The 15,624-nt window shown below is 55.5% G+C and carries 15 protein-coding genes; 9 read left to right on the top strand and 6 right to left on the bottom strand.

Translation table 11 applies throughout. The features are described 5' to 3' along the window. Positions 1-49 precede the first annotated feature (49 nt). Complete coding sequence (locus QMG90_RS18030; protein WP_283281013.1) at positions 50-283, top strand: YgdI/YgdR family lipoprotein; 234 nt, start codon at positions 50-52, stop codon at positions 281-283. 210 nt (positions 284-493) lie between these two features. After that, positions 494-889, top strand: a complete 396-nt coding sequence (gene caiF / locus QMG90_RS18025) for a carnitine metabolism transcriptional regulator CaiF (protein WP_283281012.1) — start codon at positions 494-496, stop codon at positions 887-889. Between the two features lie 34 nt (positions 890-923). Here the strand turns inward: caiF and caiE are convergent, their stop codons facing one another. The 6 genes from caiE to caiT all read right to left on the bottom strand — a co-directional run bounded on the left by caiE (position 924) and on the right by caiT (position 7,963). After that, a complete protein-coding gene (gene caiE, locus QMG90_RS18020) occupies positions 924-1,517 on the bottom strand; it encodes a carnitine operon protein CaiE (protein WP_283281011.1) in 594 nt (197 codons plus the stop codon). 49 nt (positions 1,518-1,566) lie between these two features. After that, a complete protein-coding gene (gene caiD, locus QMG90_RS18015; RefSeq protein ID WP_283281010.1) occupies positions 1,567-2,352 on the bottom strand; it encodes a crotonobetainyl-CoA hydratase in 786 nt (261 codons plus the stop codon). A gap of 21 nt (positions 2,353-2,373) precedes the next feature. Then, a complete protein-coding gene (caiC, locus tag QMG90_RS18010; protein ID WP_283281008.1) occupies positions 2,374-3,921 on the bottom strand; it encodes a crotonobetaine/carnitine-CoA ligase in 1,548 nt (515 codons plus the stop codon). Positions 3,922-3,984: 63 nt separating this feature from the next. Beyond that, positions 3,985-5,205, bottom strand: a complete 1,221-nt coding sequence (gene caiB / locus QMG90_RS18005) for an L-carnitine CoA-transferase (RefSeq protein ID WP_283281006.1) — start codon at positions 5,203-5,205, stop codon at positions 3,985-3,987. A 59-nt stretch (positions 5,206-5,264) separates the two neighbouring features. After that, positions 5,265-6,407: a crotonobetainyl-CoA dehydrogenase gene (gene caiA / locus QMG90_RS18000; RefSeq protein WP_283281005.1), complete on the bottom strand. Its 1,143-nt coding sequence runs from the start codon at positions 6,405-6,407 to the stop codon at positions 5,265-5,267. A 41-nt stretch (positions 6,408-6,448) separates the two neighbouring features. Beyond that, positions 6,449-7,963: an L-carnitine/gamma-butyrobetaine antiporter gene (caiT, locus tag QMG90_RS17995; RefSeq protein ID WP_283281004.1), complete on the bottom strand. Its 1,515-nt coding sequence runs from the start codon at positions 7,961-7,963 to the stop codon at positions 6,449-6,451. A 442-nt stretch (positions 7,964-8,405) separates the two neighbouring features. On the opposite strand from caiT, the gene fixA reads away from it, so the two are divergent. From fixA to kefC, 7 genes are all read left to right on the top strand, one after another. Beyond that, positions 8,406-9,179 carry a putative electron transfer flavoprotein FixA gene (fixA, locus tag QMG90_RS17990; RefSeq protein ID WP_283281002.1) on the top strand — a complete coding sequence of 258 codons (774 nt, stop codon included), beginning with the start codon at positions 8,406-8,408 and terminating at the stop codon, positions 9,177-9,179. An 11-nt stretch (positions 9,180-9,190) separates the two neighbouring features. Next, positions 9,191-10,132 (top strand): FAD-binding protein, encoded by a 942-nt coding sequence (locus QMG90_RS17985; RefSeq protein WP_283281001.1) that lies wholly within the window; start codon positions 9,191-9,193, stop codon positions 10,130-10,132. A 58-nt stretch (positions 10,133-10,190) separates the two neighbouring features. After that, positions 10,191-11,477 carry an FAD-dependent oxidoreductase FixC gene (fixC, locus tag QMG90_RS17980; protein ID WP_283281000.1) on the top strand — a complete coding sequence of 429 codons (1,287 nt, stop codon included), beginning with the start codon at positions 10,191-10,193 and terminating at the stop codon, positions 11,475-11,477. After that, on the top strand, positions 11,474-11,761 hold the full coding sequence (gene fixX, locus QMG90_RS17975; protein ID WP_283280998.1) for a ferredoxin-like protein FixX: 288 nt from the start codon (positions 11,474-11,476) through the stop codon (positions 11,759-11,761). Before fixC ends, fixX begins: the two co-directional genes overlap by 4 nt. Positions 11,762-11,834: 73 nt before the next feature. Further along, a complete protein-coding gene (locus QMG90_RS17970; protein ID WP_283280997.1) occupies positions 11,835-13,160 on the top strand; it encodes an MFS transporter in 1,326 nt (441 codons plus the stop codon). 75 nt (positions 13,161-13,235) lie between these two features. Next, the gene (gene kefF / locus QMG90_RS17965; RefSeq protein ID WP_283280996.1) at positions 13,236-13,766 is read left to right on the top strand and encodes a glutathione-regulated potassium-efflux system oxidoreductase KefF; all 531 of its coding nucleotides are present in this window, start codon (positions 13,236-13,238) and stop codon (positions 13,764-13,766) included. Beyond that, positions 13,759-15,624, top strand: a complete 1,866-nt coding sequence (gene kefC, locus QMG90_RS17960) for a glutathione-regulated potassium-efflux system protein KefC (RefSeq protein WP_283280995.1) — start codon at positions 13,759-13,761, stop codon at positions 15,622-15,624. The genes kefF and kefC overlap by 8 nt, the downstream gene beginning before the upstream one ends.

The raw sequence follows: 15,624 nt of genomic DNA, 5'->3' as shown, positions 1-15,624 counted from the left end.
AATGATTAGACAGATCATTATTCTTAACGGAAAAGCAGGGGGAAACACCATGCGTAATACACTTTTGATCAGTTCGGTTCTGGCGGCTGCGACGCTGTTTACAGTGGCGGGGTGTTCGTCAAATCAGGCGATGAAAACCACCGATGGCCGTACGATTGTGACTGATGGCAAACCGCAGGTGGATGAGGATACCGGCCTGGTCTCCTACAAAAATGCAGAAACGGGCCAAACCGAACAAATTAACCGCGATCAGGTTAAAACGATGGGTGAACTGGACAATTAACCCTGTGCAGTGGCATTTGCCACTGCATTCTGTCGTTTAACCACACTAATTTTCAATATTGTTCCAGGCACGTCGTGGTTCACACTAATCACCGTGTTGCTTCGTTATTATCTTTCCAATAACCTTACTTTTAGCATGGCTTTGACGCGGTATACTACCGTGACATCAGCCCCGCCAGAGAAATTGTTGGCTTGATAGAATGGAGTATCTATGTGTGAAGAATATATCGATAAACCGCTGTATTTGTTAATTGCCGACTGGATGATGGCGCAAAATCGTTGGATTACTGCCAGAGAAATCTCTATCGAATTCGACATCGAACATAGCAAAGCAATTAATACCCTTTCCTACATTCTCGCCGAAGTGGGCGAAATCGAATGTGAAACTAAAATGATCCCCAATAAACTTGCCGGTCGCGGCTGTCAGTGCCAGCGTCTGGTCAAAGTGAAGAAAATCAGCCCCGCGCTCTATTCCCGGCTGAGAACCACCCGTCTGACAAAAGAGGTGGTCTGTAATAGCGCGACGCGTTTAAGCGTTGTGCCGCCAGGTGAGCTTAACCGCGAGCAGAAGTGGCAGTGGATGTTGTCAAAATCCATGCGCCGCTAAGGCCATACCCAACAGGCGCCGCGTGCGCCTGTTGTTATTGATGCTTTGGTTTTACTGCCGTGGTGCCCTGTAAGCGGGGGCGATGCGCTTCCGGCTCGTTCAGCGGTACTGTTTCGCGTAACCCTTTCCGACAACGCGGTGCCAGATCCTGATATTCCTGCGTATTAAGCTGCTTCCAGCGCAATTCTTCATCAGTGACGTCACGCAGATAGCGGGCCGGAGTGCCCACCAGCATCTGCCGGGGTGCGCCGCTGAACCCGGCTTTGACGAAACTCATGGCCGCGACAATGCTCTCCTCGCCAATAATGACGCCATCCATGATCACGCTGTTCATGCCGACCAGCGCATCGCGGCCAATAACGCAGCCGTGGAGGATCGCGCCGTGCCCGATATGCCCGTTTTCGCGCACGATGGTATCGGTGTCGCAATAGCCGTGCATGATGCAACTGTCCTGGATGTTCGCGCCGCGCTCGATAATCAGCCGCCCGTAGTCGCCGCGTAGCGAGGCCAGCGGGCCGATGTACACCCCTTCGCCAACTATCACGTCACCGATAATAACTGCCGTGGGGTGCACCCAGGCGGTGGGGTGAACCACCGGCACCAGACCTTCAAACACATAATAACTCACGACTGACTCCTGCGAGGGCCTGCTCCGGGCGAGCCGGAGCAGGGCGAGTTTATCTGCCTTTCCACTGTGGCTCGCGTTTTTCGGCGAACGCCAGCGGGCCTTCGGTGGCGTCTTCGGAGTGCAGCACGCCGGGATAATGCTTCAGCACGCCGCTGCGCATCAGCCGGTAGCCCTCTTCAACAGGCAGTTCGCTGGTGGCGCGGTAGATCTCTTTCAGCGCTGCGACCGCCAGTGGCGCGCTGGTGGTGATTTGTGCGGCCAGCTCGCGAGCGCTCTCCATCAGCGCACCGGCACTGACCACGCGGTTGACGATCCCCCAGCGCAGTGCTTCCTGGGCATCCATTCGCCGCCCGGTCATTACCATTTCATTGACGATGGACGGCGGCAGAAATTTCGGCAGACGCAGCACGCCGCCGCTGTCCGGCACGATGCCCAGTTTGGCTTCGGGAAGGGCAAAACTGGCGTTTTCCGCACAGACGATCATATCCGCCGCCAGCGCCAGCTCGAAACCGCCGCCGAACGCGTAGCCGTTAACGGCGGCGATGACGGGTTTATCGAGGTTGAAAATTTCGGTCAGCCCGGCAAAACCACCGCGACCAAAGTCGGCATCCGGCGCTTCGCCTTCCGCAGCGGATTTCAGATCCCAGCCAGCGGAGAAGAACCGTTCACCGGCGCCGGTGATGATGGCGACGCGCAGTTCAGGATCGTCGCGAAACTGCAGAAAGACGTCGCCCATTTCATAACTGGTTCTGGCGTCAATGGCGTTGGCTTTCGGTCTGTCGAGCACAATTTCCAGAATCCCGCCATTGCGAGTCAGATGTAATGAATCGCTCATGTTTTCATTCCTTTCGGTCATTTATTTCAGGTGTTTTTTGATTACCTTTCCCGAGCAGTTGCGCGGCAAATCCTGACGAATTTCCAGTAATGACGGCACCTTGAATTTCGCCATTTTTTTCTCGCACCAGCAGAAGAACTCGCTTTCGTTCAGCGTTTCTCCCTCATTGAGCACGATGAAGGCTTTAATTCCCTGATCGCGAATGCTGTCGGCAACGCCGATCACCACCGCTTCCATAATCTGCGGATGCGACGAGAGAATATTTTCGATTTCACTGCACGAGACGTTTTCACCGCCGCGCTTAATCATGTTGCTGCTGCGATCAACGAAGTAGAAAAAGCCTTCGGCATCGCGGTAGCCGTAATCGCCGGTATGCAGCCAGCCGTTGTCATAGGCTTTTGCGGTGGCGTCGGGGCGGTTGTAATAAGCTTTGAACAGGGTTTTTCCCGGCTCGCCTTTGACGCAAATCTCGCCCGTCTGCCCGTCGGGAAGTACCTGGTTGTTGCCGTCGCGGATCTCCGCTTCGTAGCAAAAACCGGGGCGGCCGATGGAGGGCCAGCGCCGCTTGTCGCCGGGGCGATCGCCAATCAGACCGACAATGGTTTCCGTCATACCATACGAGGTCAGCAGCCGGACACCGAAACGGGAGACAAACGCGTCTTTCTCTTCCACGGAAAGGTGGAGATAGAACAGCACGTCGCGCAGACGGTGCTGTTTTTCGTTGCTCGCCTGCGGTTGCGCCATCAGCGTGCGGATCATCATCGGGATGCATTCGGTAACGGTGGCCTGATGTCTGATGATTTGCCCCCAGAAGGCGCGGGCACTGTATTTTTCCAGCAGGACGAAGGTAGCCCCGGCGGAGAAGGCCGCCATTGCCGCCGTACACTGGCAGTCAATGTGAAACGCGGGCATCACGGTCAGGTAAACATCGTCCTGCCGTAACGCGGTCTGCCAGGCGGTGTAGTAACCGGCAAAACGCAGATTGTAGTGGGTGATGATCACCCCTTTCGGTTGTGACGTGGTGCCGGACGTAAACAGGATCTCAGCGGTGTCGCTGGTCGACAGCGGCACGTCATATTGCAGTGTGGCGGGTTGCTGCGCGTGCAGCCGCAGGAAATCCAGCGTACCGGTGGGCGCTTCGTTTTCCGTAATCAGCAGCACATTTTCCAGCGAGGTCTGTTTCTGCGCCAGTATGCTCTGATACATGGCGCAGAAATTCTCAGTCGTGACCACCATGCGCGGCTGGCAGTTCTGAATCAGCCAGGTACTCTCGTCACACAGCAGGCGCGCGTTAATTGGCACCATAATGGCGCCGATTTTTGCCAGCCCGAACCAGCAAAAGAGAAATTCCGGGCAGTTATCCAGATGCAGGGCAACTTTATCGCCCTTTTGAATACCGAGAGCGTGGAAGAGATTCGCGGTACGGTTGATGTCTTCATTCAGACTGCGGTAACTGAATTGCCGCACTTCTCCACGGGCTGACTCAAAGATCAACGCCGTTTTATCGTCATAAACTTCCGCCAGATCGTCCCACATCTGCCGCAAATTCTGTTCGCCAATCACATCCATTCGCTCTGTTTCCACGCTTTTATTGTTGTGCCGCCAGACCCCCGGCCTGGCGGCAACAGACGGTTACTCTGTGACTTTTGCCAGCCCTTTCGCCACCAGCCCCTGAATGTCCGCATCGCTATAGCCGATGTTCTGCAGGATGGCGGCGGTATCCATGCCGTGGTCCGGCATGCCACGCCAGATCTGGCCCGGGTTATTTTTGAATTTCGGCATCACGTTCGGGCCGCGACAGGTCTCGCCATTAATGGTTTTCCACTGGGTGATAGATTCGCGAGCCACGTACTGCGGGTTGTGCTCAAGCTCAGGAATGGTCAGCACTTTCGCGCAGGCGATGTTCAGCTCTGCGAAGCGGCTTTGCACCTCTGCAATGGTGTGCGCGCCAAGCCAGGCATCCAGCTTCTCTTCCACCAGCGGCCCGTACGGGCACTCGACACGGTGGATCAGTTGCGTTCCCGGCGGAATTTCCGGCGTGCCGAGCAGATGCGCCAGACCGATATCTTTGAACGACTCTTCAATCTGCGTGATCCCCACCAGTTCCATGACGATATAACCATCTTTGCAGGTGTAGAGACCGCAACCGGCGTAGTACGGATCTTTGCCTTTGGTCATCCGCGGGCAAATTTCACCGCCATTGAAGTAGTCCATCATGAAGTACTGACCCATGCGCAGCATGACTTCGTACATGGCGATATCAATGCTTTCCCCTTTGCCGGTGGCTTTCGCTTTATACAGTGCGGCCAGCGCGGCGGTCGTTGCCGTCATGCCGGAGAAATAGTCGGCGGTGTAGGGGAAGGCGGGCATCGGCTGGTCTTTATCGCCGTTTTGGATCAGATAACCGCTGAATGCCTGCGCGATAGTGTTATAAGCCGGAAGATTGGTGTACTGCGGGTCGCCATACTGCCCGAAACCGGACAGGTGGGCGATAACCAGCGCCGGATTGTGCTCCCACAGCACGTCGTCGGTAATGCCACGGCGGGCAAACGCCGGGCCTTTACTGGCCTCAACGAAGATATCGGTGGTTTCCATCAGTTTGAGGAACGCCTCACGACCTTCGTCTTTGAAGATGTTCAGCGACAACGCGCGCAGGTTGCGGCGCGAAAGCTGAGGGTAATTCGGCTGGACGCGGATAGTGTCAGCCCATGCGACGTTTTCTATCCAGATGACTTCTGCGCCCCATTCGGCAAACATCTGCCCGGCAAACGGCCCGGCGATTTCGATACCGGAAAAGACCACGCGAAGCCCGGCCAGAGGGCCAAATTCGGGCATCGGTAAATGCGTTGTCATAATGTCTCCTCGTTAATGAGTTCCCTGAGATCTCCGGAACACTGTCCCGGAGGATCCGGTTAACGGTACTGTTTCAACACGGAACGACCGAGCGTCAGGATCTGCATTTCGTCCGACCCACCGGAGACGCGATCGACGCGCAGGTCGCGCCAGAAACGGGTAATGCGATGATTACCGGCGATCCCGACGCCGCCCAGCACCTGCATCGCGGTATCGACTACCTCAAACGCCGCGTTGGCGCAGAAGTATTTGCACATTGCCGCGTCGCCCGAGGTGATGGTGCCTTCATCACTTTTCCATGCCGCTTCGTACAGCATGTTTTTCATCGAGTTCAGCTTGATAGCCATGTGCGCGAACTTCTCCTGAATCAGCTGGAAGCGACCAATGGTCTCGCCGAACTGCACACGCTGGTTGGCATAGCGCGCCGCATCTTCAAACGCGCACATCGCCGTACCGTAGTTGGTGAGCGCCACGAGGAAGCGCTCATGATCAAACTCTTCTTTCACACGGTTAAAGCCGTTGCCTTCGCGGCCAAACATGTCCGTTTCGTCCAGCTCGACGTTGTCAAACGTAATTTCGCAGCAACTGTCCATGCGCAGGCCCAGCTTGTCCAGCTTGTTGACCTTAACGCCAGGCTTCGTCATGTCGACGAACCACTCGGTGAAGATGGGTTTATCCGGTGACGCGGCATCTCGCGCCATTACCACCAGGTACGGAGTGTACGCACTACTGGTGATGAAGCACTTGCTGCCATTGAGATAAACCTTGCCATTCTTGCGGGTATAATGGCTTTGCAGACTTCCCACATCGGAACCCGCGCTCGGCTCGGTGATCGCTGAGTTCCACATCTGTTTACCCGTGCCGCGGAATGCCATGATCTTGTCGATCTGCGCCTGCGTCCCTTCGCGCAGCACCGTGTTAAACCCACCGGGCAACTGATACAGCACATAGGTCGGGGCACCGAGACGGCCCAGTTCCATCCACACCGCCGCAACGGTGACGAATCCGGCCTCCAGTCCGCCGTGCTCTTCCGGGATGAGCAGACTGTCGATGCCCATATCCGCCAGCGCTTTGACGAAACGCTCCGGGTAAATGCTGTCACGATCGCATTCGGCGAAATACGCTTCCCAGTTTTCACTGGCCATCAGCTCGCGAATACCGGCGACAAACAGTTCCTGCTCGTCATTCAGTCTAAAATCCATCTCGATAACCTCTTAATGTGTCGTTTTTTCCGTGGAGAGAATCAGTCTTTCCAGTGCACTTTGGCGTCTTTGATAAAAGAGAGCGTGACCATGATGTTGACGAAAAACAGCGGGCAGCCCCCGGCGATAATGGCGGTCTGAATCGGTTTTAACCCGCCCAGCGCCAGCAGAACGATACCGATAACGCCGACCAGAATGGACCAGCCAATACGCACCAGCAGAGGCGGCTCGTCACCGTCTTTCACCGCACGACAGGTCGACATCGCCAGCGTATAGGAGCAGGCGTTGATCAGCGTCACCGTGGCGATAAAGCACAGAATGAAGAAGCCCCAGATGGTGGCGGTCCGTAACGGCAGCGCCGCCCAGGTTTCGATAATGGCGCGCGGAACGCCGTGTTGTTCAATCAGTTGCGGAATGTTGATGATGTTGTGGTCAATCAGCAGCAGCGTGTTACTGCCGAGAATGGTCCACAGCAGCCAGGTCGCGGCGGTCAGACCGGCGACCATCCCGAGGCACAGTTCACGTACGGTACGGCCTTTCGAGATACGTGCGAGGAAGATGCTCATCTGAATGGCGTAGATAACCCACCAGGCCCAGTAGAAGACGGTCCAGCCCTGCGGGAAGCCGCTCTTAGCGATCGGGTCGGTATAGAACAGCATGCGCGGCAGATACATCATCAACGTCCCCACGGAGTCCGTGAAGTAGTTCATGGTGAAACTGGCGCCCGCGACGATGAACACCCAACCCAGCATCAGGAAACTCAGGTAGCTACGCACGTCACTGGCGATTTTCACCCCTTTCTGCAGACCGCAGGCCACGCAAATCGCGTTCAGCACGATCCAGCAGAAGATGATGATGGCGTCCAGTTGCAGCGTATGCGGAACGCCGAACAGGAACTGAATACACTCGGTGACCAGCGGCGTCGCCAGCCCGAGGCTGGTGCCCATCGCGAAGATCAGCGCGACGAGGTAGAAGTTGTCGATAATGGTGCCGACTAAGCCGGTGGAGTGTTTTTCGCCGATCAGCGGGATTAAGGTGCTGCTGGGGCGAATCACATCCATTTTGCGTACGAAGAAGAAGTAGGCAAATGCCACTGACAGGAAGCTGTAGGTTGCCCACGGCAGCGGTCCCCAGTGAAGCAGACTGTAGGCCAGACCCATCTCTTTCGCCTGTACGGAGTAGGGCGCGAACCCGAACGGCGGCGAGGAGATGTAGTAGTAGATTTCAATCGATCCCCAGAACAGCACGGCGGCTGACGTACAGGAGGCGAACATCATGAAAATCCAGCTGGCGGTGCTGAACTCTGGCGGCTCATCGCCGAGACGTTTTTTGGCATAACGACCAAAAATTAGCCAGAACCAGCCACCAAACATCACGACCATATACCACTCAAATGCCCATCCCCAGACATTGGTGACATAACTGAAGACCGCGTTAATCACGTTATTTGCTGCGTCGAGATCGCGGACGGTTAACCAACATAATATGCCAACGATAATTAAGGGTGGGAAAAATACTTTTGGCTCTATTCCCACTTTTTTCTTTTCTTTGTTCATAAATAGATTCCAGTTTCATTTTGTGGATGACGTAATTAAGACGCAATACATTATCCAGCTGGTTTTTACCTGGGAAATAACGAGGTTTTAAATATTTATTAACATAAATCACAACATTCCTGAGATTATGATGGGTATTAAAAGTCGCTGATTCTGTTATGACGGTCACATTCTGGCGGGCGGTGAAAACAGGTCGTCTACTCTCTTTGGGGTATATGATATTTTTTAAATAAAAACAGCGAGTTAGATTTTTAAATGTTGCTGTTTAGTTTACCTCTCTTTCAATATTGGTGAGAGGTATAACACTATTGAACGTTAACCATAAAAAATAATGATCTGTTCAATATTGGTGACTGAGGTTTTATTTTTATGTATGGCTTCATGATACTTGTATTTTCATTGCCGCCATTGAAGACAGAAGATGAATATATCAGGAGATGTAATGAAGATTATTACATGCTATAAGTGCGTTGCCGATGAACAGGATATTACGGTAAATAGCAGCGACGGTTCTCTGGATTTTTCCCGCGCCGCCGTCAAAATCAGCCAGTACGATCTGAACGCCATTGAAGCGGCGAATCAGCTGAAACAGCAGATGCCGGAGGCGCAGGTGATTGCGCTGAGTGTAGGCGGAGAAGCGCTGAACAACGCCAAAGGGCGCAAAGATGTCCTTTCTCGCGGCCCCGATGAACTGGTGGTCGTGGTGGATGCTCAGTTTGAACATGCGTTACCTCACCAGACCGCGGCCGGACTGGCGGCAGCGGCGAAAAAACTGGGTTTTGATCTGATCCTCTGCGGCGACGGTTCTGCCGATCTCTACGCCCAGCAGGTGAGCCTGCTACTTGGCGAAGCGCTGCAGGTTCCGGCGCTCAATGGCATCAGTCAGATTGTCTCGTTAACGCAGGACGCGGTCGTGGTGATGCGCGAGCTGGAAGAAGAAACCGAAACGCTGACGGTACCGTTACCGGCAGTGCTGGCGGTTTCCACCGATATCAACGCCCCGCAAATTCCGTCTATGAAGGCCATTCTTGGCGCGGCGAAAAAACCGGTACAGGCATGGAGCGCGGCGGATACAGGCATCGGGCAGATTACTGCGCTTTCCGCACAGCAGGTGACTGCGCCGAAACAGAAAGCCCGTCAGCACATCATCATTGAAGGTGATGGTGACGACAACATCGCGGCTTTTGCCGATCATCTGCGCAAGCTCATCAAATAAGAGGGGGTGTTATGAGTAAGTTTTCCAGTGTTTGGGTTTTCAGCGACACCCTTTCCCGCCTGCCGGAACTGATGGGCGGCGCAAGCGCTCTGGGCGAAGCCGTTCAGGTTTTCACGTTAAATGAAGAACAAAGCGTCAGTGCGTTCCAGTTGGGGGCTACCCAGGTGTGGCAACTGACCGGCAAACCGGACGATCGCATTGTGGAAGATTATGCCGGTGCGATGGCGGAAAAAATGCAAGGCGAGGGGAATGGCGGGTTGATCCTGCTGCCGAACTCCCGTCGCGGTAAACTGCTGGCAGCCAGACTGGGCGCGCGCCTTGGCGCTGCGGTTTCGAACGACGTCGCCAGTATGCATGCCGATGGCGGCACCGTCACCACCCGACATATGGTGTTTGGCGGTCTGGCGTTTGGCGAAGAGACGTTACAGTCTTCCTTCCAGGTGGTGACGCTCGGCACCGGCGCTTTTGACGCCGCCCAGCCAGACACCGCGCGCAGCGGAGCAGCACAACCTGTACAGTGGATTGCACCGTCAACCGCCGTTATCCGTACGGCTACCCGCGTCCGGGAAAGCAATTCCGTGGATCTGGACAAAGCCCGGCTGGTGGTCAGCGTCGGTCGCGGCATTGGCAGTAAAGAAAACATTGCTATCGCCGCGGCGCTGTGCGATGCCATAAGCGCCGAACTGGCCTGCTCCCGCCCGGTGGCGGAAAACGAGAAATGGATGGAGCACGAGCGCTATGTCGGCATTTCGAATCTGATCCTCAAACCAGAGCTGTATCTGGCAATCGGCATTTCCGGTCAGATCCAGCACATGGTGGGGGCGAGTGGCGCACAGACTATCGTTGCCATCAATAAAGATAAAAATGCGCCGATCTTCCAGTATGCGGATTACGGCATCGTGGGCGATCTCTTTAAGATCCTCCCGGCCCTGACCCGCCAGCTGGCGAATTGATCCTGAACGGCAGAGTGGCGCACGCGCTCTGCCGTGTACTGTCTGTACTGGAGTCGTTATGTCCGAAGATATCTTCGATGCCATTATCGTTGGCGCGGGACTGGCAGGTTCCGTTGCCGCGCTGATGCTCGCCAGGGAAGGAGCGCAGGTTCTGCTGATAGAGCGCGGAAATGTCGCTGGTGGGAAAAACGTAACTGGTGGGCGCATGTACGCTCACAGCCTGGAACGCATCATTCCGGGGTTTGCCGAACACGCCCCGGTGGAACGGGTGATCGCCCGGGAAAAACTCTCTTTTATGACGCAGACCGGCGCCCTGACCGTCGACTACTTCAACGGCGGCGAGCGTCAGCCGGGCGAGGTGTCCTGGTCGGTGCTGCGCGGGAAGTTTGACGCCTGGCTGATGGAGCAGGCCGAGAATGCCGGCGCGCAATGCATTACCGGTATTCGCGTTGATCGGCTGGTGGAAAAAGACGGCAAAGTCGTCGGCGTTGAAGCCGATGGCGATGTGCTGGAAGCGAAAGTGGTGATTCTGGCGGACGGGGTGAATTCCCTGCTTGCCGAACAGCTCGGGATGACAAAACGGGTCGCAGCGGAAAACGTGGCGGTCGGGGTCAAGGAGCTGATCGAGCTGCCGAAAGAGGTGCTGGAGAATCGCTTTAACTTACAGAATAACGAAGGCGTAGCCTGGCTGTTTGCCGGTTCGCCGACCGATGGCCTGATGGGCGGCGGTTTCCTCTATACCAACGAATCCACGATTTCTCTCGGGCTGGTCTGCGGCCTGCACCATATCAAGGATGCGAAAAAATCCGTTCCGCAGATGCTGGAAGATTTTAAACAGCACCCGGCGGTCGCCCCGCTGATTGCCGGTGGCAAGATGCTTGAATATGCCGCGCATGTGGTGCCGGAAGCCGGGTTGCGCATGCAGTCGGAACTGGTACGCGACGGTGTGCTGATCGCCGGGGATGCCGCGGGCATGTGTATGAATCTCGGCTTTACCATTCGCGGTATGGATTTAGCCATCGCGTCAGGTGAAGCGGCGGCGAAAACGGTGTTGTCGGCGATGGCGAAAGGGGATTTCAGCAAGCAAGGGCTTGGCGCTTATCTTCGCCACCTCGAAGAGGGACCGTTGCGGGACATGAAAATGTACCAGCGTATGCCCGCGTTTCTGGATAACCCGAGAATGTTCACCGCCTACCCGGAAATGGCCGTTGGTATTGCGAAAGAATTATTCACCGTGACCGGCAAAGCGCCTGTGCCGTTGCGTAAAACCGTCCTCCAGCATGCGAAACGCGTGGGCTTTATGAATCTGATTAAGGACGGCATTAAGGGAGTGACTGCGATATGAGTACGCCTGTGAATGTCGACGTCAAACTGGGCATCAATAAATTCAACGTCGATGAAGAAAATCCTCACATCATCGTGAAATCGCAACCTGATATGCAGGTGATGGAAATATTAACCAAAGCCTGCCCGGCAGGTTTGTATAAAAAGCAGGACGACGGTTCAGTTCGTTTTGATTATGCCGGTTGTCTGGAATGCGGCACCTGCCGAATTCTTGGACTGGACAGCGCGCTGGAGAAATGGGAATACCCGCGCGGCACGTTCGGTGTGGAATATCGTTACGGATAAAACGTCTTCTTAGTTTTCCCGCCAGCATCGGCGGCGGGAATTTCTTTTTTTGTCAGTGAGACTGGAGGCAGCAATGCAACCCAGGAATTTCGACGACATTCATTTTACCTCAATACACCGGCGGATCATGTTGTGGGGAAGCGGCGGCCCGTTTCTTGATGGCTACGTGCTGGTGATTATTGGGGTGGCGCTGGGGCAACTGACGCCAGAATTAAATCTGGATGCCGAATGGATTGGCTTACTCGGCGCAGGAACACTGGCCGGATTATTCGTTGGTACGTCGCTGTTTGGTTATATTTGCGACCGTGTGGGTCGCCGTAAGATGTTTCTTATCGATATTATCGCCATCGGCCTTATTTCTGTCGCCACCATGTTTGTGTCGTCGCCGGCGGAATTGCTGGTGATGCGTGTGCTCATTGGCATTGTCATCGGGGCGGATTATCCCATTGCAACATCGATGATTACCGAATTCTCCAATACACGGCAGCGTGCGTTCGCGGTCGGGTTTATTGCTGCGATGTGGTATGTCGGCGCCACCTGCGCTGATCTGGTGGGTTTCTGGCTGCACGACGTCGAAGGCGGCTGGCGCTGGATGCTGGGCAGCGCCTTTATTCCCTGCGTCCTGATCCTGATTGGCCGCTTTGATTTGCCTGAGTCACCGCGCTGGTTGCTGCGTAAAGGGAAAATCAAAGAGTGCGAGCAGATGATGCTGAAGCTGTTTGGCGAACCGGTGGTGTTTGACGAAGAGACACAGCAGGAAACGCGGTTTATGCAGCTGTTCAATAAACGCCATTTTCCGTTCGTGTTGTTCGTGGCGGTGATCTGGACCTGCCAGGTGATCCCGATGTTTGCCATCTATACGTTTGGCCCACAAATCGTTGGCTTATTAGGCTGGGATCACGGGCGAGATGCGGCATTAGGGAATGTGGTCATCAGCCTGTTTTTTATGCTGGGCTGTATTCCGGCGATGTACTGGCTGAATAAAATAGGTCGTCGTCCGTTATTGATTGGCAGTTTCGCGATGATGACGCTGGCGCTGGCCGTTTTAGGGCTGGTGAGCAATCTGGGTATTTGGCTGGTGGTCGTTGCTTTTGCGGTTTATGCCTTTTTTTCTGGCGGCCCCGGTATTTTGCAGTGGCTGTATCCCAATGAGCTCTTTCCGACGGAAATTCGTGCTTCGGCGGTGGGCGTTATCATGTCCATTAGCCGTATCGGGACGGTCATTTCCACCTGGGCGCTGCCGGTGTTTATTACTGAATATGGCATTAATGCCGTCATGCTGATGGGGGCGTTAATTTCGCTGGTGGGGCTGGTGGTTTCCGTCATGTTTGCGCCGGAGACGCGCGGGCTGTCGTTAACTAAAACCGCACAAATGACCATTATGCAGAAATATCACTGACGACGCGCTTTCATGTCGTTTTCAGCGGCAATCGCTTATGATTAACATCACGCGTTAAAGCCAGCTGAGAAAGTCATGATTCTAATTATTTATGCCCATCCTTATCCGCATCATTCGCATGCGAATAAACGGATGATTGAGCAGGTCAGGGAACTCGACGGCGTCGAAATCCGTTCGCTTTATCATCTTTACCCCGATTTTAATATCGATGTTGCTGCCGAGCAGGAGGCGATTTCCCGCGCCGACCTGATCGTCTGGCAACATCCGATGCAGTGGTACAGCATTCCTCCGCTTCTCAAACTGTGGATCGACAAAGTCCTCTCACACGGCTGGGCCTACGGTCACGGTGGCAAGGCGCTGCACGGTAAAAGCCTGATGTGGGCGGTCACTACCGGCGGCGGCGAAAGCCATTTCGATATCGGTTCCCATCCCGGCTTTGACGTACTGGCGCAGCCGCTACAGGCGACGGCGCTTTACTGCGGCCTGAAATGGTTGCCGCCATTTGCCATGCACTGCACCTTTGTTTGCGACGATGAAACGCTGCAGGCGCAGGCGCGACACTTCAGACAGCGGCTCATCGACTGGCAGGAGGCGATGCATGGATAGTCATACGTTGATACAGGCGCTGATTTATCTGGGGTCGGCGGCGCTGATTGTACCGATTGCCGTTCGCCTGGGACTGGGATCGGTACTCGGGTATTTGATTGCCGGTTGTATTATCGGCCCGTGGGGGTTGCGTCTGGTAACTGACGCGGAGTCGATTCTCCACTTTGCGGAAATTGGCGTGGTGCTGATGCTGTTCGTCATCGGTCTCGAACTTGATCCGCAGCGGCTGTGGAAGTTGCGCGCCTCGGTATTTGGCGGCGGCGCGTTACAGATGGTCGCCTGTGGCGTGCTGATCGGCGGTTTCTGTATGCTGCTGGGCCTCGACTGGAAAGTAGCGGAACTGATCGGCATGACACTGGCGCTCTCCTCCACGGCGATCGCTATGCAGGCGATGAATGAACGCAACCTGACCCTGACACCCATGGGGCGCGGTGCCTTTGCCGTGCTGCTGTTTCAGGATATCGCCGCGATCCCTCTGGTGGCGATGATCCCACTACTGGCAACCAGTGGCGCGGCAACGACCCTTGGCGCTTTCGCGCTATCGGCGCTGAAAGTGGCGGCGGCGTTGGTGCTGGTGGTTCTGCTGGGCCGCTACGTGACCCGTCCGGTGCTGCGCTTTGTCGCCCGCTCTGGTCTGCGGGAAGTGTTCAGCGCCGTGGCGCTGTTTCTGGTGTTTGGTTTCGGACTGTTGCTGGAAGAGGTCGGGCTGTCGATGGCGATGGGGGCGTTTCTGGCCGGGGTGCTGTTAGCCAGCTCGGAATACCGCCACGCGCTGGAAAGCGACATCGAACCGTTTAAAGGGTTGCTGCTGGGACTGTTCTTTATCGGCGTCGGTATGTCCGTTGATTTCGGTACCCTGGTGACGCACCCGCTGCGTATCCTCATTCTGCTCGCCGGTTTCCTGTTGATTAAGCTGCTGATGCTGTGGCTGGTGGCGCGTCCGTTGGGCGTACCGAAGGCGCAACGTCGCTGGTTTGCCGTGCTGTTAGGGCAGGGCAGTGAGTTCGCCTTTGTGGTGTTTGGCGCGGCGCAAATGGCGGATGTACTGGATCCCGAGTGGGCCAAAGCGCTGACGCTGGCGGTGGCGCTGTCGATGGCGGCGACGCCTGTCCTGCTGGTACTGTTGACTCGTTTAGAAAAATCCGGCGGCGGCGAGGAGCGTGAGGCCGATGAGATCGACGAAGAGCAGCCGCGCGTGATCATCGCCGGATTCGGGCGCTATGGGCAGATTGCCGGTCGTTTGCTGCTCTCCAGCGGCGTGAAAATGGTTATTCTCGATCACGATCCCGACCACGTGGATACTCTGCGTAAATTCGATATGAAAGTTTTTTACGGCGACGCGACGCGGGTCGATTTACTCGAATCGGCGGGGGCGGCGAAAGCCGAAGTCCTCATCAATGCTATTGATGATCCGCAGACCAGTCTGCAACTGACGATGCTGGTGAAAGAGCACTTCCCGACGCTGAAAATCGTCTCCCGTGCCCGCGATGTGGATCATTACATTCAGTTGCGCCAGGCAGGCGTTGAAGCGCCTGAGCGTGAAACTTTCGAAGGGGCGCTCAAGTCCGGTCGCATGACGCTGGAAGCGCTGGGGCTTGGCCCGTACGAAGCGCGCGAGCGTGCTGACCTGTTCCGCCGCTTTAACGAGCGGATGGTGGAAGAGATGGTGGACATGGCGGAAGAGGACGAGGCTTCCTTTGCTGCGGTGTATAAGCGCACCAGCGCGATGCTGACCGGCATCATCAATGAAGACCGTAATCATCTGTCGATTATTCAGCGTCATGGCTGGCAGGGGACGGAAGAGGGGAAACACACCGGTAACGCTGAGGACGAACCGGAAAGTCGACCGACGGCGTAA

The organism is Trabulsiella odontotermitis (assembly GCF_030053895.1).
GTDB classification, from domain to species: domain Bacteria; phylum Pseudomonadota; class Gammaproteobacteria; order Enterobacterales; family Enterobacteriaceae; genus Trabulsiella; species Trabulsiella odontotermitis_C.
The sequence above is the reverse complement of the archived record's forward strand: the minus strand, read 5'-3'. Positions and strand labels throughout refer to the sequence as shown.

What these genes read in the sequence shown, in the direction of transcription:
- caiA (WP_283281005.1), bottom strand. Translation starts at nt 6,407, where the DNA reads ATGGATTTTAGACTGAATGACGAGCAGGAACTGTTTGTCGCCGGTATT.
- caiT (WP_283281004.1), bottom strand. Translation starts at nt 7,963, where the DNA reads ATGAACAAAGAAAAGAAAAAAGTGGGAATAGAGCCAAAAGTATTTTTC.
- QMG90_RS17985 (WP_283281001.1), top strand. Translation starts at nt 9,191, where the DNA reads ATGAGTAAGTTTTCCAGTGTTTGGGTTTTCAGCGACACCCTTTCCCGC.
- QMG90_RS17970 (WP_283280997.1), top strand. Translation starts at nt 11,835, where the DNA reads ATGCAACCCAGGAATTTCGACGACATTCATTTTACCTCAATACACCGG.
- kefC (WP_283280995.1), top strand. Translation starts at nt 13,759, where the DNA reads ATGGATAGTCATACGTTGATACAGGCGCTGATTTATCTGGGGTCGGCG.
- fixA (WP_283281002.1), top strand. Translation starts at nt 8,406, where the DNA reads ATGAAGATTATTACATGCTATAAGTGCGTTGCCGATGAACAGGATATT.
- caiB (WP_283281006.1), bottom strand. Translation starts at nt 5,205, where the DNA reads ATGACAACGCATTTACCGATGCCCGAATTTGGCCCTCTGGCCGGGCTT.
- kefF (WP_283280996.1), top strand. Translation starts at nt 13,236, where the DNA reads ATGATTCTAATTATTTATGCCCATCCTTATCCGCATCATTCGCATGCG.
- caiD (WP_283281010.1), bottom strand. Translation starts at nt 2,352, where the DNA reads ATGAGCGATTCATTACATCTGACTCGCAATGGCGGGATTCTGGAAATT.
- caiC (WP_283281008.1), bottom strand. Translation starts at nt 3,921, where the DNA reads ATGGATGTGATTGGCGAACAGAATTTGCGGCAGATGTGGGACGATCTG.
- fixC (WP_283281000.1), top strand. Translation starts at nt 10,191, where the DNA reads ATGTCCGAAGATATCTTCGATGCCATTATCGTTGGCGCGGGACTGGCA.
- QMG90_RS18030 (WP_283281013.1), top strand. Translation starts at nt 50, where the DNA reads ATGCGTAATACACTTTTGATCAGTTCGGTTCTGGCGGCTGCGACGCTG.
- caiF (WP_283281012.1), top strand. Translation starts at nt 494, where the DNA reads ATGTGTGAAGAATATATCGATAAACCGCTGTATTTGTTAATTGCCGAC.
- fixX (WP_283280998.1), top strand. Translation starts at nt 11,474, where the DNA reads ATGAGTACGCCTGTGAATGTCGACGTCAAACTGGGCATCAATAAATTC.